Source organism: Serratia quinivorans, assembly GCF_946227985.1.
GTDB lineage: Bacteria > Pseudomonadota > Gammaproteobacteria > Enterobacterales > Enterobacteriaceae > Serratia > Serratia quinivorans_A.
On the sequence record NZ_CAMKGL010000004.1, the window covers coordinates 52732 to 73797 of the forward strand.

Below are 21066 nucleotides of genomic sequence, written 5' to 3' on the forward strand. Positions count from 1 at the left end.
GCGGCTCCTTAGAAATACCCTTGACGCTTTTTCAGCTCCATCGAGCCGGACTGATCGCGGTCGATCATCCGTCCCTGGCGCTCACTGGTGGTGGATACCAACATCTCTTCGATGATTTCCGGCAGCGTTTGCGCTTCGGACTCCACCGCGCCGGTCAGCGGCCAGCAACCCAGGGTGCGGAAGCGCACCATGCGCTGGCTGATCACTTCGCCCGGCTGCAGATCGATGCGATCGTCGTCCACCATCAACAGCATGCCGTCGCGCTCTACCACCGGACGTGGCTTCGCCAGGTACAAAGGGATGATGTCGATCTTTTCCAGGAAAATGTATTGCCAGATATCCAGCTCGGTCCAGTTCGACAGTGGGAACACACGAATACTCTCGCCCTTGTTGATCTGACCGTTGTAGTTGTGCCACAGCTCCGGGCGCTGGTTCTTCGGATCCCAACGGTGGAAGCGGTCGCGGAAAGAATAGATACGCTCTTTGGCGCGTGACTTTTCTTCATCACGGCGAGCACCACCAAAGGCGGCATCAAAACCGTATTTGTTCAGCGCCTGCTTCAAGCCTTCGGTTTTCATGATATCGGTGTGCTTGGCACTGCCGTGAACGAACGGGTTAATACCCATAGCCACGCCTTCCGGATTTTTGTGTACCAGCAGCTCAAAACCGTACTCCTTGGCGGTGCGGTCACGGAATTGGTACATCTCACTGAATTTCCAGCCGGTATCCACGTGCAGCAGAGGGAACGGCAGTGTGCCTGGGAAGAAGGCCTTACGCGCCAGGTGCAGCATCACGGAAGAGTCTTTACCGATGGAATAAAGCATCACCGGGTTGCCGAATTCAGCGGCGACTTCACGGATGATATGGATACTCTCCGCCTCCAATTGCCGCAAATGAGTGAGTCGTTTTTCGTCCATAACAGATCCTTAAGCCAAATTCACGACGGCTGGGCGTGATACCCCTGCCGCCTGCGGTTGATGCCCAAACCAGGCGATTTGGTGATGTAAGTCCACCACTTCGCCGATCACCAGCAGCGCCGGTAACGGTGCCTGTTGAGCCAATTGTTCGAGTTGTTGCAGCGTACCGGTTTGCACCAGTTGGTCCGCACGCGTGCCACGGCTGATTACCGCCACCGGCGTTGTGGCCGCACGGCCGTAGGCCATCAGGCGCTGGCTGATATCCGCCGCCTTCATGGTGCCCATGTAGATAGCCAGAGTCTGGCGCGCACGCGCCAAATCGGCCCAGTCCAGCCCATCGCCGTCGGGGCGACAGTGGCCGGTAATAAAGGTAACGCTCTGTGCGTGATCGCGGTGCGTCAGCGGGATACCGGCATAGGCGGTTGCCCCGGCGGCGGCCGTTACCCCCGGCACCACCTGGAACGGAATGCCCGCCGCGGCGGCCACCTGTAATTCTTCACCGCCGCGACCAAAGATAAAGGGATCGCCGCCCTTCAGCCGCACCACACGTTTACCCTGCTGCGCCAGTTCCACCAGCAGACGGTTGGTTTCTTCCTGGATCACCGAGTGTGCGCCAGCGCGTTTGCCCACGCAGATGCGTTCGGCATCGCGACGAACCAAATCAAGAATTTCATCGCTAACCAGATGGTCGTACAGCACCACGTCGGCCTGCTGCATCACCTGCAGCCCGCGCAGGGTCAGTAACCCCACGTCGCCCGGCCCGGCCCCCACCAGGGCAATTTCACCCTGAGTACCTTCACTGCCCTGTGCAAACTGCTGTAAGTCCTGTTCCAATTGCCGCTGCGCCTCGGCGGTTTGGCCATTGGCCACCAGCGTTGAGAAGCGGCCGCCAAAGGTTTTTTCCCAAAAACGACGGCGTTCGCCGATCGTATTCAGCCGTTGCTTCACCTGACCACGCCAGCGCCCGGCTACCTCAGCCATCTGTCCCAGGCTGGCGGGCAACAAGGCTTCAAGTTTTTCACGCAGCATGCGTGCCAACACCGGTGCCTGACCACTGGAAGAGACGGCTACCACCAAGGGTGAGCGGTCGATAATCGACGGGAAGATGAACGAACAGCGCGGCTGATCGTCCACTACGTTGGCCAGCACCCGGCGTTTATCCGCCTCGCTAAATACCTTGGCATTCAGTGCACTGTCATCGGTGGCGGCAATCACCAGGAAAACCTCATCCAGTTGCTGCGCGGCAAAAGCCTGTCCCAGCCAGTGGATCTGCCCCTGCTGACGCAGTTGTTCGAGTATCGGTGAGAGTGACTGCGCAACTATCCGTATTTCAGCCCCGGCGCGCAGGAGAAGATCAACTTTGCGCGCAGCCACTTCACCGCCGCCAACGACCAACACCGGACGTTGTTTCAGGTCGGCGAATATAGGTAGATAGTCCACAACAGCCTTTTCATTTATGCAGGAAGATAGTGTGACTATACGGGCTGAGATTTAGCCTCTGAAATGACGAAAAGGAATGACTAGTTCCTTTATGGAATATAGGCCGCAGCACAGGGCTCAAGCAGTGATAATCGCGACGAAAGTTTGCGCGTTTGTACCAAAATTAAGAGCGGGAGAAATTGTTTAATCTTGCGTACCGTCTCATACTGAACACCGCAAAAAAACAATCGGTATCGCCGATATCAAAGAAGGATTTTTCGGTATGTTTTCCCGCTTTTCTCTGAAGGCCGGCCTGCTGGTTGCAGTGCTCGGCGGTGTTTTCAGCGTTTCTGCCGCCACACAGCCCGCGAAAGAGTCCCCGATGGGTAAATTCGCCGCCGACCAAATCCGTCATATCGCGACTTATTTTCCCGGCCGTATGGCAGGCAGCCCGGCCGAATTGCTCACCGCAGACTATCTAAACCAGCAGTTCAGCAAGATGGGTTATCAGAGCGACATCCGCAGCTTCAATACCCGTTATCTCTACACCAGTAAAGACGGTAAAAAGAACTGGAATAATGTTACCGCCAGTTCGGTGATCGCCGCTAAAAATGGCAGCAATCCGCAGCAAATTCTGATCGTGGCGCATTTTGATACCTATACGCCACAAAGCGACGCCGACCTGGATAACAACCTCGGCGGCTTGACGCTACAGGGCGTCGATGACAATGCCTCTGGCATCGGCGTAATGCTGGAATTGGCAGAGCGCCTGAAGAACATCCCCACGGCTTACGGCCTGCGCTTTGTTGCCACCAGCGCCGAAGAAATCGGCTCATTGGGGGCGCAGAACTATCTGCAGCGCATGAGCCCGGAAGAAAAACGCAATACCGTGCTGGTGATTAACCTCGACAGCCTGATCACCGGCGATCGCCTGTATTTCAATGCCGGCCGCAACACGCCACCCAAGTTGGCAAAACAGAGCCGCGATCGCGCACTGGATATCGCCCACCGCTATGGCATCGCCGCTGCCACCAACCCGGGCAACCAGGCGCATCCTAAAGGCACCGGCTGCTGCTCCGATCAGGAAGTATTTGATAAAGCCGGTATTCCGGTGCTGTCCGTCGAAGCCACCAACTGGTCGCTGGGCAAGAAAGACGGCTATCAGCAGCGTGCCGTCAGCCCGCACTTCCCACAGGGCATGAGTTGGCACCGCCCGCAGTACGATAATCTGCAATATCTGGAGCGTAATTTGCCAGGACGGATCGACAAGCGCAGCCGCGAGAGCGTGCAGATCCTGTTGCCGTTGATCAAAGAGCTGGCGCAGGCGCATCCGCCTAAAGCACCAAAGAAAAAGTAGCCCCCCACAGAAACACCAGGGGCCCAGCCAATGCTGAGCCCCTGGTCAGTTTAATCGGGTATTAGCCTTCGTGCAGGCCGCACTCACGCTTCAGGCCGAAGAAGCGGGTTTCTTCCTCGCTCATGCCCGGTTCCCATTTCTGCGTGGTGTGGGTATCCCCCACCGACAGATAGCCTTGCTCCCACAACGGGTGATAACTCAGGCCGTGCTCGGTCAGGTATTGATAAATCTTGCGGTTGTCCCAGTCGATAATCGGCAGAATTTTGAACACTCCGCGCTGCACTGCCAACACCGGCAAGTGGGCGCGACTGCCCGATTGTTCGCGACGCAGGCCGGCGAACCAGGTCTGCCCGCCCAGAGTTTCCAGCGCGCGATTCATAGGCTCAACCTTGTTGATTTGGTTGTATTTCTCAATGCCCTCAACGCCCTGCTCCCACAGCTTGCCATAGCGTGCCTCCTGCCAGGCAGGCGACTGCTCGGCGCGGAACACCTGCAGGTTCAACTTCAGCATGTCGGCCAACCGATCGATAAACTGATAGGTTTCCGGGAACAAATAGCCGGTATCGGTGAGGATCACCGGGATATCCGGCTTGATCCTGGTCACCAAATGCAAACACACCGCCGCCTGAATGCCAAAGCTTGAAGAGAGTACAAACTCGCCCGGCAAATGCTCCAGCGCCCATTCGACACGCTGCTCGGCAGAAAGGGTTTCCAACTGACCATTAACCACCGCCAGTGCCAACGCCTGCCCTGATTTGGGCAGCGCGTTCAGCTCCGCCAGATTGAATTCAGCCATGTTGCCTGCCTCCTGATGCTTGAATCATACCGCGCAGATCCAGCCCCCTGTAACAGCGGGGCCAAATGGCGTCAGTCCCAGAAATCCTGCGCCGGATCAACCACCGGCCTGACCACACCGGCGCGGATGGTGAAATCACCAAAGCCTTCGCCAGCCGTGCGCTCAGTGGCCCAACGGCCTACCAGTTGGTCAATCTCTCGCAGAATTTCTTCTTCGTTAATATTTTCACGGTACATACGCGGTATACGCGTGCCTTCCCGGTTACCGCCCAAATGCAGGTTATAGCGACCTACCGCTTTACCCACCAGGCCAATCTCCGCCAGCAGCGCACGGCCACAGCCGTTCGGGCAACCGGTGATGCGCAGTACGATATGCTCATCACCCACGCCGTGCCGATGCAGGATCCCTTCCACCTTGGTGACGAACTCCGGCAGGAAACGCTCGGCCTCCGCCATTGCCAACGGGCAGGTCGGGAAGGATACGCAAGCCATCGAGTTTTGGCGCTGTACGCTAACCCCATCGTCGATCAGGCCATGATCCCGCGCCAGCGCTTCGATCTTCGCCTTCTCGCTTTCCGGCACGCCGGCGACGATCAGGTTCTGGTTGGCGGTCAGGCGGAAGTCCCCTTTGTGGATCCGCGCGATCTCGGCAACGCCGGTTTTCAGCGGACGCCCCGGGTAATCCAATAACCGACCGTTCTCAATAAACAGCGTCAGGTGCCATTGGTTATCAATGCCTTTCACCCAACCAATGCGATCGCCGCGACCGGTGAATTCGTACGGGCGGATCGGCTCAAAAGTGATGCCTGCCCGTTTTTCGACTTCGGCGCGGAAGGTATCCACCCCGACGCGCTCCAGCGTGTATTTGGTTTTGGCATTTTTACGATCGGTACGATTACCCCAGTCGCGCTGGGTGGTCACTACCGCTTCGGCGACTGCCAGCGTGTGCTCCAGCGGGATGTAGCCGAACTCGCTGGCCTGGCGCGCATAGGTTTTCTTGTTGCCATGTTCAATCGACAGGCCGCCTCCCACCAACAGATTGAAGCCCACCAGCTTGCCGTTTTTGGCGATCGCCACAAAGTTCATGTCGTTGGCGTGCAGGTCAACGTCGTTCTGCGGCGGGATCACCACCGTGGTTTTAAACTTGCGCGGCAGATAGGTCGCACCGAGGATCGGCTCTTCGTCGGTGGTCGCCACTTTTTCCTGATCCAGCCACACTTCCGCGTAGGCGCGAGTACGCGGCAACAGATGTTCGGAAATTTTCTTAGCCCATTCATAGGCTTCCTGATGCAGTTCTGACTCCACCGGGTTAGAAGTACAAAGCACGTTACGGTTAACGTCGTTGGCGGTAGCCAGCGCGTCCAGCCCCAGGCGGCCCAACAGTTGATGAACCGGCTTAACGTTGCCCTTCAAAATGCCATGGAACTGGAAGGTCTGGCGGTTGGTGATACGAATGCTGCCGTACAGGGTGCTTTCCTGCGCGAACTTATCAATGCCCAGCCACTGCTGGGGCGAGATAATCCCCCCCGGCAGACGGCAGCGCAGCATCATCGCGTGGCGCGGCTCCAGCTTCTGCTCGGCACGTTCGGCACGGATATCACGGTCGTCCTGCTGGTACATGCCGTGAAAACGGATCAGCAGGAAGTTGTCACCGGTAAAGCCACCGGTCAGGCCGTCCTTCAAATCTTCAGCGATGGTGCCGCGCAGGAAGTTGCTTTCTTTCTTCAAACGCTCGGCATCGGCCAATTTGCCTTCAACCACCAGAGGCCCCGGGTGTTTATCACTCATCAGTAAACATCTCGCTGATAACGGCGCTCAAGGCGCAGCTCACTTAAAAATTCATCCGCCAGCTCGGTATCCATACCACCGTGCTCGGCCACCAGTTCCAGTAATGTGTTTTCCACGTCTTTTGCCATGCGGTTGGCATCGCCACAGACGTAAATATGCGCGCCTTCCTGGATCCAACGCCACACCTCTGCGCCCTGTTCGCGCAGTTTGTCTTGTACGTAGACTTTATGTTGTTGGTCACGTGACCAGGCCAGATCGATGCGGGTCAGCAGGCCATCCTTCACATAGCGCTGCCATTCGACCTGATACAGGAAATCTTCGGTAAAATGCGGGTTGCCAAAGAACAGCCAATTCTTGCCGCCGGCGCCGTCAGCGTCACGCTGCTGCATAAAGGCGCGGAAAGGCGCAATGCCGGTGCCAGGGCCAATCATGATCACCGGCGTTTCCGGGTTGGCCGGCAGGCGGAAGTTGTCGTTGTGCTCGATGAACACCCGCACATCGCCGTCCTCTTCCAGGCGATCGGCCAGGAAGCTGGAAGCGCCACCGGCACGAGCGCGACCGTCAATGTCATAGCGCACCACGCCAACGGTAACCTGTACTTCGTTTTCGTTCTCAGCCTGCGACGAAGCGATGGAATACAGGCGCGGCGTCAACGGACGCAGCAGACCAATCAACTGTTCGGCATTGAGATCGGCCGGTGCCTGACGCACCATGTCAACAATCGGCGTATTGTGCGCGTAATGCTGCAGCGCGGCCTTATCTGCCAGCAGGCCAATCAGCTTCTCGTCACGCGACAGCGCCGCGTATTTGTCGACGATCAGCGTAGTGTTCTGCGTCAATTCGAAATGGCTGCGCAATGCTTGCGCCAGCGGCAAAGTTTTACCTTCGACCTCCACCGGCTCGTCGCCTTTCAGCCACAGCAGTTGCACCAGTTCGTCCACCAGCGCAGGATCGTTATCGAACCAGATGCCCAGCGCGTCACCCGGTCGGTAGCGCAGCCCAGAATCGCCCAGATCAATCTCGATATGGCGCACGTCTTTATCTGACGCACGGCCGGTAATTTTTTGTTTCACCGCCAGTTGCGCGGTCAGCGGCTGTTCTTTGCTGTACGGGCTGCTGTCGAGCAGATCAACTGCACCGCTGGCCAACACGCCCGGTGCGGCATTTTCCGCCGGCGCGCGTGCTTTCAACACTTCCACGACCTGTTTACGCCAGGCCGTGGCCAGTTCCTGATATTCCACGTCGGCGTCAACCCGCTCAACCAGGCGCTCTGCACCCAGTTCGGCCAGCTTGCTGTCGAAGTCTTTACCCGACTGACAGAAGTTTTCGTAGGACGTGTCCCCCAGGCCGAATACCGCAAACGCGGTCTCGTTTAGCTTGGGTGCCTTCTTCGAGAACAGGAATTTATGCAGCGCCACCGCCTCTTCCGCCGGCTCGCCTTCCCCCTGAGTGGAGGCGACAATCACCAGCAAACGTTCCTGGGCAATCTGCTTGAATTTGTAGTCACCGGCGTTCACCAGGGTGACGCTCAGCTTGGCGGACAACAGATCGTCGCGCAGCTGTTCCGCCAGGCGGCGTGCATTGCCAGTCTGCGAAGCAGAGATCACCGTGATGCTGGCGGCAGCGGAAGCTACCGGCGCAATGGCAACGCTGCCAGGCTGTTGATTTACCATTCCCCAGAAATAACCTGACAGCCATGCCAGCTGCGTTGGTGAATATTCACCAATCGCCGCCTGCAGGCGCGCCAGCTGTTCGGGCGTCAGCGGGAGCAAAGATGTTGGAGGTGCCTGAGTCGTCATTGCAGTACTTATTTCCTATACTTGGCACCTATCCAGCCAGGTGCTCGCCAGTGTCAGCCGCTTTTTTCATTCGGTCTGCGGTCCTGAAAAGATCAGGAGAGTTTGTAAGGTTACCCAGCCGATTGGCAACGATTAAATAAGGGATAGCAATAAATAATAACTAAAATGACTAAGCTGTTTTTCTGGTAACGGATAGTGCTTAAAGCGCTAAGCGATTTTTTTTATCCACATGAAAATTAAATCATTTTTTTGACGTTTATTGAATGAATCGCATTTAGCACTCATTACCCCAATCGATAGGTCTCATTCATACCAAACAAAAAAAGTGTTAAGCCAACTTTGCTCGCGCTACCGGTAGACCAAAGCGGTATAAATGGCAAGCAAGCTCCGTTTCCGGTAAACTTCGGCGGTTTTTGAGTCAATGAGGCCGTAATAATGGCAACCACGCTGTTTAAAGATTTTCAGTTTGAAGCCGCACACCGCTTGCCGAACGTAGCGGAGGGCCATAAATGTGGCCGTCTGCACGGGCATTCGTTTATGGTGCGTCTGGAAGTGACCGGTGAAGTGGATGCACACACCGGTTGGGTGATGGATTTCGCCGAGCTTAAAGCCGTGTTCTCCCCAATCTGGGAGCGCCTGGATCATAATTATCTCAATGATATTCCAGGATTGGAAAATCCCACCAGCGAAGTCCTTGCCGCCTGGATTTGGCAGCAGCTCAAACCCCAGCTGCCGGAACTGACTGCGGTGATGGTGAAAGAAACCTGTACCGCGGGATGCGTGTATAAAGGTTAAAGAAAGGGCGCCCTATGGCGCCCTGAATTTTATGCGATATTCAGATACTTATGGGTCTGCATCGACAGGCGCCAGTTGCGCGCAATGCAGGTTTCAATACACAGGCGGGTCGCCTCTTCCTTCTGACTGATCGGCTGCAACGCGATAATCCGCGACTTCTCATCGTGCAGCGTCGCCAGCAGCGCATCCAGCGCTTCAATATCACGCTCACGTCCGACCGGGTGTTTCACTTCATCAGCACGTTGCAAAGCCTGGCTCAACACCTTCATGCCGCCGCGCATCCCCACCTTGGGTGAAACCGTCACCCAGGTTTTCGCCGAACATTGGATTTCATGCGTGCCACTGGTTTCAATCTGGCAACCATAGCCATGGTCTTCCAGCAATTGGGTCAGCGGGGTCAAATCGTAAATACAGGGTTCGCCTCCGGTGATTACCACGTGGCGAGCGGTGTAGCCTTGTTGGCGAATGACGGCCAGTAACTGCTCGGCACTGGCGCTCCCCCAGGCATCGCTCTCTTCGGTTTTCACCAGAATCCGTTGCATATCAACTTCCCGATTGGCTTCCTTTTCCCAGGTATGTTTGGTATCGCACCAGCTGCATCCTACCGGGCAGCCCTGCAGGCGGATAAAAATGGCCGGAACGCCGGTAAAAAAGCCTTCGCCCTGCAAGGTTTGGAACATTTCATTAATCGGGTACTGCATCGGTTTCTCAATCTGGATAGGTAAAAAGGGATTATCGCAGATTCCGGCCCGGCGACCAAACAGGCGAAATTGTATTAAATTTTATCTTCCGCGCTGCTACCAGCTTATCTCACCGGCTATCAGCTTCATTTAATTCACTTACCGTGCAATCCCCTGCCGCTGACGATGTAATCTGCTTCGCAAAAACAACATTTAATTAACGTATAAGATAAATATATTTGACATAAACCGCTCACACGCAGATGTATATACAGGCAAGCACAAGTCGGACGCCAGTTCCGGCGGTTCATTCATCACAATCACATCTGCGTTTAGAGGGTGCTATGGCTCATTCCACCGAGTTGAATATTCAGCAGGCCATCGACGACAGCAAATTCTCGCTGTTTCACTGGACCTTGATCATTTTGGGATTTCTGATCCTGGCCATTGATGGCTTTGACACAGCGGCCATGGGGTATATCGCCCCTTCGGTCGCCAAAGACTGGGGCATTGTAAAACAGGATCTCGGCCCGGTATTGAGCGCCGCCCTGTTGGGCCTGTCACTCGGTGCGCTGGTTGCCGGGCCAATCTCCGATCGTATCGGTCGCAAACGGGTGCTGGTGTTTTCATGCCTGTTCTTCGGTCTTTCGAGCCTGGCCACCGCCTATGCCGGCTCGCTCAATAGTCTGACGCTGTGGCGTTTTCTCACCGGCCTGGGGCTGGGAGCGGCAATGCCGAACGCCATCACGCTGATTTCCGAATATGCGCCGCAGCGCTGCCGCTCATTGGCGATTAATACCATGTACTGTGGTTTCCCTCTGGGGGCCGCGGGCGGTGGAGCGATTTCGTCATGGCTTATCCCGGCCTATGGCTGGCACAGCGTGCTGTTGCTGGGAGCAATCGCTCCGCTGGTGCTGACGGTATTGTTGATCCTGTTCCTGCCGGAATCGGTGAAGTACATGGTTAACCGCGGCAAAGACGCGATCAAAATCAAACGCATTGCCCAGCGCTTTGTCAGTCAGGATCTAGACAAGATAACTCGCTTCTATCTGTATGAAGAGAAACTGGCACAGTCGAAAACCAGCGTCGGGCTGTTGTTCACCCGGCCTTATCTGACCGGTACGCTGATGCTGTGGCTGACCTATTTTATGGGGCTGGTGATTTATTACGTGCTGCTAAGCTGGATGCCCATTCTGATGCAGGGGCTGGGCTATCAGTTGGAGCAGTCGGCTATCCTGACCTCGCTGTTCACCTTCGGCGGCACCCTTGGCATTCTGGTGGCCGGCTGGCTGATGGATCGCTGGAACGCCCATAAGGTGGTATCGAGCGGCTTTGTCATTACCGCGCTGCTGATCATGGCGATGGCCACCGAGGACAGCCATATCGTGCTGCTGGGTACCTTTATCTTCCTGATGGGGATCACCATGAACGGTGCGCAGTCCGGCCTGCAAACGCTGGCAGCGACCTTCTACCCAACCCACAGCCGCGCAACCGGCATTGCCTGGATGCAGGGCATCGGCCGCTTTGGTGGCGTGGCAGGGACCATGATGGGAGCGCAATTGCTGGCCATGCAATGGGAAGTGCAGAGTATTTTGATGTTCCTGTGCGTGCCGGCGTTGATCGCCGCTATCGCCACGGTATTCAAAATGACCCGCCGGGCGGTGTTACAGCCTGCTGCATAAAGAAAAATGCCCGTCCTCTGGCGGGCGTTTTTCTTGCAGCGATAGGACTTTTTTATCACAGGCCCTAACTTGTAATAGGTATGTAAATTTATTGTGATTAGACGCGCAAAATTGACCCATTTTTAATTCATTTTTGCTGAATAGCTCACTGTTCTCCCTTGTCCAGCTAATGGCCACAACGCCTAACAAAACACCATCGCATTGATTAATAATAAAAATAACTTTCTCTTATGCCATTTTCGTCCTTCACTGGTCGGTGTTGCATATGCTTGTACATACAAGTATATGTTAATAAACCCGACGCATTGTTATGGCGTGGTGATTCACCCCACCGCGTTATGGGATTCTGCACCAATACTGTTTGAGGAAAATGCTGTGACTGCAAATAACAAAGTTCGCAATGTCGAAGTACGCGCGCCACGCGGCACAAAATTAAATGCAAAAAGCTGGCTGACCGAAGCGCCGTTGCGCATGCTGATGAACAACCTTGATCCTGACGTGGCGGAGAACCCGCACGAGCTGGTGGTTTACGGCGGTATCGGCCGCGCTGCCCGTGACTGGGATTGCTATGACAAAATTGTCGCCACCCTGAAAACCCTGGAAGACGATGAAACCCTGCTGGTGCAGTCCGGCAAACCGGTGGGAGTATTCAAAACCCACAGCAACGCGCCACGCGTGCTGATCGCCAACTCCAACCTGGTGCCTCACTGGGCAACCTGGGAACACTTTAACGAACTGGACGCCAAGGGCCTGGCCATGTACGGCCAGATGACCGCCGGCAGCTGGATCTACATCGGCAGCCAGGGCATCGTCCAGGGCACCTACGAGACCTTCGTCGAAGCGGGTCGCCAGCATTATGACGGCAGCCTGCAAGGCCGCTGGGTGCTGACCGCCGGTCTGGGTGGCATGGGTGGCGCACAGCCGCTGGCCGCTACGCTGGCAGGCGCTTGCTCGCTGAACATCGAATGCCAGCAGAGCCGCATCGATTTCCGCCTGAAAACCCGCTATGTCGATGAGCAGGCCAAAGATCTGGACGACGCGCTGGCCCGCATCAAGAAATACACCGCCGAAGGCAAAGCCATCTCCATCGCCCTGTGCGGTAACGCAGCGGATGTGTTGCCAGAGTTGGTGCGCCGCGGGGTGCGTCCGGACATGGTCACCGACCAGACCAGCGCCCACGATCCGCTGAACGGCTACCTGCCTAAAGGCTGGAGCTGGGAAGAATACCGTCAGCGTGCGCTGACCGAACCCGCTCAGGTGGTTATCGCCGCCAAGCAGTCAATGGCCGAACACGTCGAAGCCATGCTGGCGTTCCAGAAAATGGGCGTGCCAACCTTCGACTACGGCAACAACATTCGTCAGATGGCGAAAGAAATGGGCGTCAACAACGCCTTTGATTTCCCGGGCTTCGTACCGGCTTATATCCGTCCTCTGTTCTGCCGCGGTGTTGGCCCATTCCGCTGGGCCGCACTGTCTGGCGATCCACAAGACATCTACAAAACCGACGCCATGGTCAAAGAGCTGATCCCGGATGACGAGCATCTGCACCGCTGGCTGGATATGGCACGCGAGCGCATCAGTTTCCAGGGTCTGCCGGCACGTATCTGCTGGGTCGGTCTGGGCCAGCGCGCCAAACTGGGTCTCGCGTTCAACGAAATGGTGCGCAGCGGCGAGCTGTCCGCACCTATCGTCATCGGCCGTGACCATCTGGACTCCGGCTCGGTTGCCAGCCCGAACCGTGAAACCGAATCGATGAAAGACGGCTCAGACGCCGTGTCCGACTGGCCGCTGCTCAACGCCCTGCTCAATACCGCCAGCGGCGCGACCTGGGTTTCCCTGCACCACGGCGGTGGCGTCGGCATGGGCTTCTCCCAGCACTCCGGTATGGTTATCGTTTGTGACGGCACCGATGAAGCAGCAGAACGCATCGCCCGCGTATTACATAATGACCCGGCCACCGGCGTAATGCGTCACGCCGATGCCGGTTACGACATCGCCATTGAATGCGCCCGCGAGCAAGGTTTGAACCTGCCGATGGTGGCTGCGACTCAAGGAGACAAAGCATGAAAGCGCTGACTATTCGCCCAGGCCAATTAACGCTGGCGCAACTGCGTGAAATTTATCAACACCCGGTCACCCTGACTCTGGACGACAATGCCTACGCAGATATCCAGAAAAGCGTTGCCTGCGTTGAGCGTATCGTTGAGGAAAACCGTACCACTTACGGCATTAACACCGGTTTCGGGCTGCTGGCATCCACCCGCATCGCCCGCGAAGATCTGGAAGACCTGCAGCGTTCTATCGTGCTGTCGCATGCCGCCGGCGTCGGTGCGCCCACCGACGACAATCTGGTGCGCCTGATTATGGTGCTGAAAATCAATAGCCTGTCGCGCGGTTTCTCCGGCATCCGTCTGGAAGTGATCGAGGCGCTGATGGCGCTGGTCAACGCCGAAGTCTATCCCCATATCCCGCTGAAAGGCTCCGTGGGCGCCTCCGGCGACCTGGCACCGCTGGCACACATGAGCCTGGTGTTGTTGGGTGAAGGCAAGGCCCGTTATCAGGGCGAATGGCTGCCTGCCACCGAAGCGCTGGCCAAAGCGGGCCTGAAGCCGCTGACGCTGGCGGCCAAAGAAGGCCTGGCACTGCTGAACGGCACCCAGGTTTCCGCCGCCTTTGCCCTGCGCGGTTTGTTTGACGTAGAAGACCTGTACGCCGCGGCAACGGTTACCGGTAGCCTGACGGTGGAAGCCGCGCTGGGCTCACGCAGCCCGTTTGATGCGCGCATTCATGCCGTGCGCGGTCAGCGTGGTCAGATTGACGCCGCCGCTGCTTACCGCCATCTGCTGGGCGAGCGCAGCGAAGTGTCCGACTCACACCGCAACTGTGAAAAAGTGCAGGATCCATACTCCCTGCGCTGCCAGCCACAGGTGATGGGTGCTTGCCTGACGCAAATTCGCCAGGCCGCCGAAGTGCTGGAAATTGAAGCCAACGCGGTGTCCGACAACCCACTGGTCTTTGCTGACCAGGGCGACGTACTGTCCGGCGGTAACTTCCACGCCGAACCGGTCGCCATGGCCGCCGACAATCTGGCGCTGGCGTTTGCCGAAATCGGTTCACTGTCCGAGCGCCGTATCTCGCTGATGATGGATAAACACATGTCGCAGCTGCCACCTTTCCTGGTGGACAACGGCGGGGTGAACTCCGGCTTTATGATTGCTCAGGTGACCGCTGCGGCGCTAACCAGTGAAAATAAAGCGCTGGCGCACCCGGCCAGCGTCGACAGTATTCCAACCTCGGCCAACCAGGAAGACCACGTTTCCATGGCACCGGCCGCCGGTCGTCGCCTGTGGGAAATGGCGGATAACGTTCGCGGCATTCTGGCCGTCGAGTGGCTGGCGGCCTGTCAGGGGCTGGATCTGCGTAAAGGGCTGAAAACCACCGAAAGCCTGGAGCAGGCCCGCCGCACACTGCGCGAGCAAGTCAGTTACTACGACAAGGATCGTTTCTTCGCTCCCGACATTGAAGCCGCCAGCCTGCTGTTGGCGGCCGGTCACCTGACCTCGTTAATGCCTGCAGCACTGCTGCCTAGCCAGGCATAAATAAAACGTCCACCCGAAGTCGTTGGAGTTGCAGCTAGGCGGCCAGAGCGTGAATCCCCGGGAGCTTAGTCAGCTAAGTGACTGGGGTGAGCGAACGCAGCCAACAACGCTGCGGCTTCAAGTAATAAGGGTATACCACGCAGTTTGTTCTGTCCCACCGGGCGCTATCCGCCCGGTGCGGATAGCGCGTGCCTGTTCTGCCGTAAAAACTCGACGGGAAGCAACATGCATAACGAAACACCACAACTCAGACGCGGATTAAACGCGCGACATATCCGCTTTATGGCACTCGGCTCCGCCATCGGCACCGGGCTGTTCTATGGTTCCGCCGGGGCGATCCAACTGGCCGGTCCTGCAGTGCTGCTGGCCTATCTGGTGGGCGGCGCGGCGGTCTTTATGGTCATGCGCGCGCTGGGAGAAATGGCGGTGCATCAGCCGGTTTCCGGTTCGTTCGGCCACTACGCCAGCCACTATCTTGGCCCGCTGGCCGGTTTCCTCACCGGCTGGACCTATACCTTCGAAATGGTGATTGTCGCCCTGGCGGACGTGACCGCCTTCGGCATCTATATGGGGCTGTGGTTCCCGGACGTCGCCCAATGGGTGTGGGTACTCAGCATTATCATGTTTATCGGCGCGCTCAATCTGTGCAGCGTGAAAGTGTTCGGCGAAATGGAGTTCTGGCTGTCGCTGATCAAGGTCGCGGCCATTGTGGCAATGATAGTCGGCGGCGGTGCCGTGATGCTGTTTGGTTTTGGCCAGACTCAGCACGCTACCGGCATCAGCAATCTGTGGGCGCACGGCGGCTTTATGCCTAACGGTATCGGCGGCGTGATCGCTTCATTGGCGGTGGTGATGTTCGCCTTTGGCGGCATTGAAATCATCGGCATTACCGCCAGCGAGGCAAAAGACCCCGCGAAAGTGCTGCCGAAGGCGATCAATGCCGTACCGATCCGCATTTTGCTGTTTTATGTGCTGACGCTGCTGGTACTGATGGCTATCTATCCGTGGAACAGCATCGGCCAGAATGGTAGCCCCTTTGTTGAGATCTTCAGCAATCTGGGCATCAGCTCGGCCGCCAACGTACTTAACGTGGTGGTGATCACCGCCGCCATTTCCGCCATTAACAGCGACATCTTTGGCGCAGGCCGCATGATGTACGGCATGGCGCAGGATGGTCAGGCACCGAAAAGCTTCTCCAAACTGACCTCCAGTGGCGTGCCCTGGATGACGGTGTTGGTGATGTCGGTCGCCCTGCTGCTGGGCGTGGTGCTCAATTACCTGATCCCGAAACAGGTGTTTATGATCATCGCTTCCATCGCCACCTTCGCCACCGTCTGGGTATGGCTGATGATCCTGCTGTCGCAGATTGCCATGCGCCGTACGTTGACGCCGCAAGAAGTCAGCAAATTGAGTTTCCCGGTGCCATGGTGGCCGGTCGCACCGGCGCTGGCAACGATATTTATGCTGTTCGTTATTGGCCTGCTCGGTTACTTCGAAGACAGCCGCATCGCCCTGTACGTCGGGCTGGTGTGGGTGGCCTTTCTTACCCTGGCTTACTGGGTATGGGTACGTAAAAAAGGCGGGGGTTCACCCGTCACGTCCTCACCGCAGTATTAATCTCACGAGCCCGCCGTTCCCGGGCTCTTCGTCATTACAGTGGAGTATCACTATGCAAACACGACACAAACTATGGATACCGCTCATTGCGCTCGGACTGATGACAGGCAGCCTGTCCGCGCGCGCAGCAGGCTGGTGCGAATCCGGCAAACCGGTCAAATTCGCCGGACTCAACTGGGAAAGCGGCATGTTGCTGACCGACGTCATGCAATATGTGCTGCAAAAGGGCTACGACTGCAAAACCGACGCGCTGCCGGGTAATTCCATCACCATGGAGCAGGCGGTTGGCAACAACGACATTCAGGTATTCGCCGAAGAGTGGATTGGCCGTAGCGAAGTCTGGAACAAGGCCGAAAAAGCCGGCAAAGCGGTCAGCGTTGGCGCCCCCATTGTCGGGGCTGTTGAAGGCTGGTACGTGCCCCGCTATGTGATTGAAGGCGATACCAAGCGCAAGTTGAAACCGCTGGCGCCGGATTTGAAAAGCATCCCGGATTTAGCCAAGTATGCGCAGGTATTCCGCGATCAGGAAGAGCCGGGCAAAGGCCGTTTTTACAACTGCCCGGCCGGCTGGACCTGTGAACTCGACAACACCGCGATCCTCAAAAAATTCAAGCTGGACGACAAGTTCACCAACTTCCGCCCTGGCACCGGCCCGGCACTGGATACCGCGATCCTTTCCAGCTACCGTCGCGGCGAACCTATCCTGTTCTACTACTGGTCACCTACCCCGATCATGGGCCAGCTCGATCTGGTGAAACTGGACGAACCGGGTGTGAACAAGAACATCCATATCAAGGTCGGCCTTTCCAGCGTGTTTAACCAGCAGGCACCTGAACTGGTGCAGGTGCTGTCTAAAGTCAATCTGCCGCTCGACCTGGTTAACCAGAATCTGGCGCGCATGAGCAAGGAACGCATCAGCTCAGAGAAGCTGGCGCTGGAGTTCTTCAAGCAGCACCCGGAAATCTGGAAACAGTGGGTCAGCGAAGACGCAGCGAAAAAAATTCAGGCCTCCTTGTAATTGCTTTGGCATTCAGTAAACACCAACCCGGAGCCTGCGCGCTTCGGGCCTGACAGGGGTAAATACTTATGTTTCCAGATCGTTTTACTTTCTCCATCGCCGATTGGATCAATCGCTGGGTCGATGTTCTGGTCAACAACTATGGCGATATGTTCCGCAAGATCTCCGACACCCTGCTGTGGGCGGTGATCCACCTCGAAAGCCTGCTGCGTGCTACACCCTGGTGGCTGATGCTGGCGGTGGTTGGGCTACTCGCCTGGCACGCCACCCGCCGCTGGCTGCCGACGGTGGTGATCGTTGGCCTGCTGCTGCTGGTCGGCACCGCCGGCATGTGGGACAAATTAATGCAGACCCTGGCGCTGGTGCTGGTCGCCACGCTGCTGGCGGTGATTATCGGTATTCCGCAGGGCGTACTGGCGGCGCGTAACGATCGGGTGCGGGCGGTAATGATGCCGCTGATGGACGTCATGCAAACCATGCCGAGCTTCGTTTATCTGATCCCGGTGTTGATGCTGTTCGGATTGGGCAAGGTGCCGGCAATTCTGGCGACGGTGATCTACGCCACGCCACCGCTGATCCGCCTGACCGATTTGGGTATCCGCCAGGTGGACAAAGAAGTGATGGAATCCGTCACTGCCTTTGGTGCCAACCGCTGGCAGAAACTGTTCGGCGTGCAGTTGCCGCTGGCGCTGCCAAGCATTATGGCCGGTATCAACCAGACCACCATGATGTCACTGTCAATGGTGGTTGTGGCTTCAATGATCGGTGCTCGCGGGCTGGGTGAAGACGTGTTGGTGGGCATTCAGACACTGAACGTCGGTCTGGGCCTGGAGGCAGGTCTGGCGATCGTTATTCTCGCCGTAGTCATTGACCGTATCACTCAGGCTTATGGCCGCTCCGCCGTTGCGAGGTAACCCCGATGAACAAAATCGAAATCAAAAACGTTTACAAGATCTTCGGCCACAAAACTGCGGCGGCGCTGGCAATGAGCCAGCAGGGTAAAACCAAGCAGGAAGTCCAGGCAGCGACCGACTGTGTTATCGGTGTACACGATCTATCGATGTCGATCGAGGCCGGTGAGATCTTCGTGATTATGGGCCTGTCAGGATCGGGCAAATCCACCCTGGTGCGCCACTTCAACCGGCTTATCGATCCCACCAGCGGCCAGATCCTGGTGGATGGCGAAGATATTCTGCGCTATGACGAAAAGCAGCTTGAGCACTTCCGCCGTCACAAGATCAGCATGGTGTTCCAGAGCTTTGGCCTGCTGCCGCACAAGACGGTGTTGGACAACGTGGCCTACGGTCTGAAAGTACGCGGCGAGGCAAAAGAAGTATGTCAGGAGCGCGCACTGCATTGGATCAACACCGTCGGGCTAAAGGGCTATGAGAAATCCTACCCGCATCAACTCTCCGGCGGCATGCGTCAACGCGTCGGGCTGGCGCGTGCGCTGGCCACCGATACCGATATCATTTTGCTGGACGAAGCCTTCAGTGCGCTGGATCCGTTGATCCGCGCCGAAATGCAGGATCAACTGCTGGCGCTGCAAAAAGAGCTGCACAAGACGCTGGTGTTTATCACTCACGATCTGGACGAGGCCGTGCGCATCGGTAACCGGATCGCAATCCTCAAAGACGGCAAACTGATCCAGGTAGGCACGCCACAGGATATTCTTAACAACCCGGCCGATGAGTATGTTAACCGCTTCGTGCAACGCCGTCTGGCGCTGGATGAAAACGTACAGAAACCGCGCCCGATGATCGCGGCCCGTGCCTGAGGAGAGCAATATGCACTACCCTATTTCGGTCACCCTCGACAACCTGCCGTTACGCTGGCAAGACGTGGTGGCGGTGGCCCGGTATCAGGCCCCGCTCAACCTGTCTGACGCTGCCTGGGCGCGTATCGACAATGCGCAGGCCATCGTTCAGAAAATTGTCGCCAGTGAACAACGTGCCTATGGCGTCAATACCGGCCTCGGGGCGCTATGCAATCAGGCGCTGCACGGCGAACAATTGGCGCAACTGTCCCGCAACACGCTGATGAGTCACGCCTGCGGCGTGGGGGAGCCGCTGAGCGATGAGCAGACCCGCGCCATTATCTGCTGTGCCATCGTCAACTATTGCCAGGGTAAATCCGGTATTCAACGCCCGGTCGTAGAAACGCTGCTGGCACTGCTGAACCGGGGGATTACCCCGCGGGTGCCGTCGCAGGGGTCGGTCGGCTATCTGACCCATATGGCACACGTCGGCGTCGCGCTGCTCGGTCTGGGCGAAGTCAGCTACCGTGGCCAACTCGTCACCGCAGCCCAGGCTTTGGCGGAGGAAGGCATTGTGCCGCCACAGTTGGGTGCCAAAGATGGTCTGTGCCTGGTCAACGGCACGCCCTGCATGACAGGGTTGAGCTGCCTGGCGCTGGCCGATGCCTGGCGGCTGGCCCGCTGGGCGGACGTGCTCGCGGCGATGAGCTTTGAAGCGCTGGGCGGGCAGATAGCCGCCTTTGACAGCGAAATTTTGGCGCTGAAACCACACCCGGGTATGCAACGGGTCGGCAGTAATTTACGGATGTTATTGAACGGCAGCGAGATGATTGCCGCCAGTAAGGGCATTCGTACCCAGGATGCGCTGAGCATCCGTTCAATCCCGCAGGTGCACGGTGCCTGCCGCGATCAAATTGCTCATGCAGAACGGCAGATTGAAATCGAGCTAAACGGCAATAGCGATAATCCCCTGCTGCTCGGCACGCCGGACAACTATAGAGTGATGTCACAGGCCAACCCACACGGCGAGTCTGTGGCCATGGCCGCCGATCTGCTGGCGATTGCCATCGCCGAACTGGGTGGCATCGCAGAACGGCGCATTGATCGGCTGATTAACCCACTGGTCAGTGGCTTGCCGGCATTTCTGGTCAGCGAGCCCGGGGTGAATTCCGGCATGATGATTGCTCAATACGTGGCGGCATCGCTGTGCGCGGAGAACCGCCAACTGGCACAGCCTTGCGTGGTGGATAATTATGTGACCTCGGCGCTGCAGGAAGATCACCTCAGCCTGGGCACCGGGGCGGCGCTAAGACTGCATAAGGCTCTGGGCAACATTAACCAGATCCTGGCGATTGAATACCTGCTGGCGGCACAGGCCTTTGAGTTCCTGCAGCAGCACCGTTTCGGTGACGGCACCCAACGGGCCTGGCAGCGGCTGCGGCAAGCGGTGGCCCCTTATCATCAGGACCGCTGGCTGGCACCGGATATCGCCAGCAGCGCCGCACTACTGCGTGATGAGCAAGCACTGGCGGAGATCGCCCCTGAATTACGTTAATCCCCAGCCCCTTTACCGACCAAGGGGCATTAAAGAGATATTCTCGCCATTTATATATATAATATTTATAATTAACATAAACTGCATACTTATTATAAATTAAATTAAACAATATCTTTGATGAATATGAGCCATCATAGAAAACCCACCAATAAAAAAAATGAAATACAATCAACACACTTCCATACTTAAACCAATAATAACAAATATTATTATTGACACTATTATTACGACTTGATAGTAGTACAAGTAAGGTGTTTTCACATTGGGTTGATATGAAAATAAAATT

At 56.9% G+C, this 21066-nt stretch carries 16 protein-coding genes; 10 read left to right on the top strand and 6 right to left on the bottom strand.

The genetic code is table 11. The annotated features are described in order from the left end of the window. Nucleotides 1-8 precede the first annotated feature (8 nt). Together cysD and cysG are read right to left on the bottom strand one after the other, a co-directional pair. Nucleotides 9-917 (bottom strand): sulfate adenylyltransferase subunit CysD, encoded by a 909-nt coding sequence (cysD, locus tag OCH02_RS13375; protein ID WP_012005266.1) that lies wholly within the window; start codon nt 915-917, stop codon nt 9-11. A gap of 9 nt (nt 918-926) precedes the next feature. Next, nucleotides 927-2357 carry a siroheme synthase CysG gene (gene cysG / locus OCH02_RS13380; RefSeq protein WP_261431651.1) on the bottom strand — a complete coding sequence of 477 codons (1431 nt, stop codon included), beginning with the start codon at nt 2355-2357 and terminating at the stop codon, nt 927-929. 262 nt (nt 2358-2619) lie between these two features. On the opposite strand from cysG, the gene OCH02_RS13385 reads away from it, so the two are divergent. After that, nucleotides 2620-3693, top strand: a complete 1074-nt coding sequence (locus OCH02_RS13385; protein WP_261431652.1) for an aminopeptidase — start codon at nt 2620-2622, stop codon at nt 3691-3693. Nucleotides 3694-3754: 61 nt separating this feature from the next. Here the strand turns inward: OCH02_RS13385 and OCH02_RS13390 are convergent, their stop codons facing one another. The 3 genes from OCH02_RS13390 to cysJ form a co-directional block, all read right to left on the bottom strand. Further along, entirely contained in the window at nt 3755-4489 is a 735-nt protein-coding gene (locus tag OCH02_RS13390) for a phosphoadenylyl-sulfate reductase (RefSeq protein WP_261431653.1), read from the bottom strand. Between the two features lie 71 nt (nt 4490-4560). Next, complete coding sequence (gene cysI / locus OCH02_RS13395; protein ID WP_012005259.1) at nt 4561-6276, bottom strand: assimilatory sulfite reductase (NADPH) hemoprotein subunit; 1716 nt, start codon at nt 6274-6276, stop codon at nt 4561-4563. After that, a complete protein-coding gene (gene cysJ, locus OCH02_RS13400; protein WP_261431654.1) occupies nt 6276-8075 on the bottom strand; it encodes an NADPH-dependent assimilatory sulfite reductase flavoprotein subunit in 1800 nt (599 codons plus the stop codon). The genes cysI and cysJ overlap by 1 nt, the downstream gene beginning before the upstream one ends. Nucleotides 8076-8510: 435 nt before the next feature. Between cysJ and queD the strand changes: the two genes are divergently transcribed. Then, a complete protein-coding gene (gene queD / locus OCH02_RS13405) occupies nt 8511-8870 on the top strand; it encodes a 6-carboxytetrahydropterin synthase QueD (protein ID WP_012005257.1) in 360 nt (119 codons plus the stop codon). Nucleotides 8871-8899: 29 nt separating this feature from the next. Here queD and queE read toward each other — a convergent pair whose 3' ends face one another. Next, nucleotides 8900-9571, bottom strand: a complete 672-nt coding sequence (queE, locus tag OCH02_RS13410) for a 7-carboxy-7-deazaguanine synthase QueE (protein ID WP_261431655.1) — start codon at nt 9569-9571, stop codon at nt 8900-8902. A gap of 323 nt (nt 9572-9894) precedes the next feature. Between queE and OCH02_RS13415 the strand changes: the two genes are divergently transcribed. From OCH02_RS13415 to hutH (OCH02_RS13450), 8 genes are all read left to right on the top strand, one after another. Continuing rightward, on the top strand, nt 9895-11232 hold the full coding sequence (locus tag OCH02_RS13415) for an MFS transporter (RefSeq protein WP_261431657.1): 1338 nt from the start codon (nt 9895-9897) through the stop codon (nt 11230-11232). A 375-nt stretch (nt 11233-11607) separates the two neighbouring features. Beyond that, complete coding sequence (hutU, locus tag OCH02_RS13420; RefSeq protein ID WP_261431659.1) at nt 11608-13299, top strand: urocanate hydratase; 1692 nt, start codon at nt 11608-11610, stop codon at nt 13297-13299. Beyond that, nucleotides 13296-14831 carry a histidine ammonia-lyase gene (hutH, locus tag OCH02_RS13425; RefSeq protein WP_012005252.1) on the top strand — a complete coding sequence of 512 codons (1536 nt, stop codon included), beginning with the start codon at nt 13296-13298 and terminating at the stop codon, nt 14829-14831. Before hutU ends, hutH (OCH02_RS13425) begins: the two co-directional genes overlap by 4 nt. Before the next feature lie 225 nt (nt 14832-15056). Next, nucleotides 15057-16448, top strand: coding sequence for an amino acid permease (locus OCH02_RS13430; protein WP_261431660.1), 1392 nt, complete (start codon nt 15057-15059; stop codon nt 16446-16448). Between the two features lie 52 nt (nt 16449-16500). After that, nucleotides 16501-17466 carry an ABC transporter substrate-binding protein gene (locus OCH02_RS13435; protein WP_261431662.1) on the top strand — a complete coding sequence of 322 codons (966 nt, stop codon included), beginning with the start codon at nt 16501-16503 and terminating at the stop codon, nt 17464-17466. A 68-nt stretch (nt 17467-17534) separates the two neighbouring features. Then, nucleotides 17535-18380, top strand: coding sequence for an ABC transporter permease (locus tag OCH02_RS13440; protein WP_261092441.1), 846 nt, complete (start codon nt 17535-17537; stop codon nt 18378-18380). Nucleotides 18381-18385: 5 nt separating this feature from the next. Then, nucleotides 18386-19243 carry a glycine betaine/L-proline ABC transporter ATP-binding protein gene (locus OCH02_RS13445; protein WP_261431664.1) on the top strand — a complete coding sequence of 286 codons (858 nt, stop codon included), beginning with the start codon at nt 18386-18388 and terminating at the stop codon, nt 19241-19243. A gap of 10 nt (nt 19244-19253) precedes the next feature. After that, nucleotides 19254-20777: a histidine ammonia-lyase gene (gene hutH, locus OCH02_RS13450; RefSeq protein WP_261431665.1), complete on the top strand. Its 1524-nt coding sequence runs from the start codon at nt 19254-19256 to the stop codon at nt 20775-20777. Nucleotides 20778-21066: the final 289 nt, after the last annotated feature.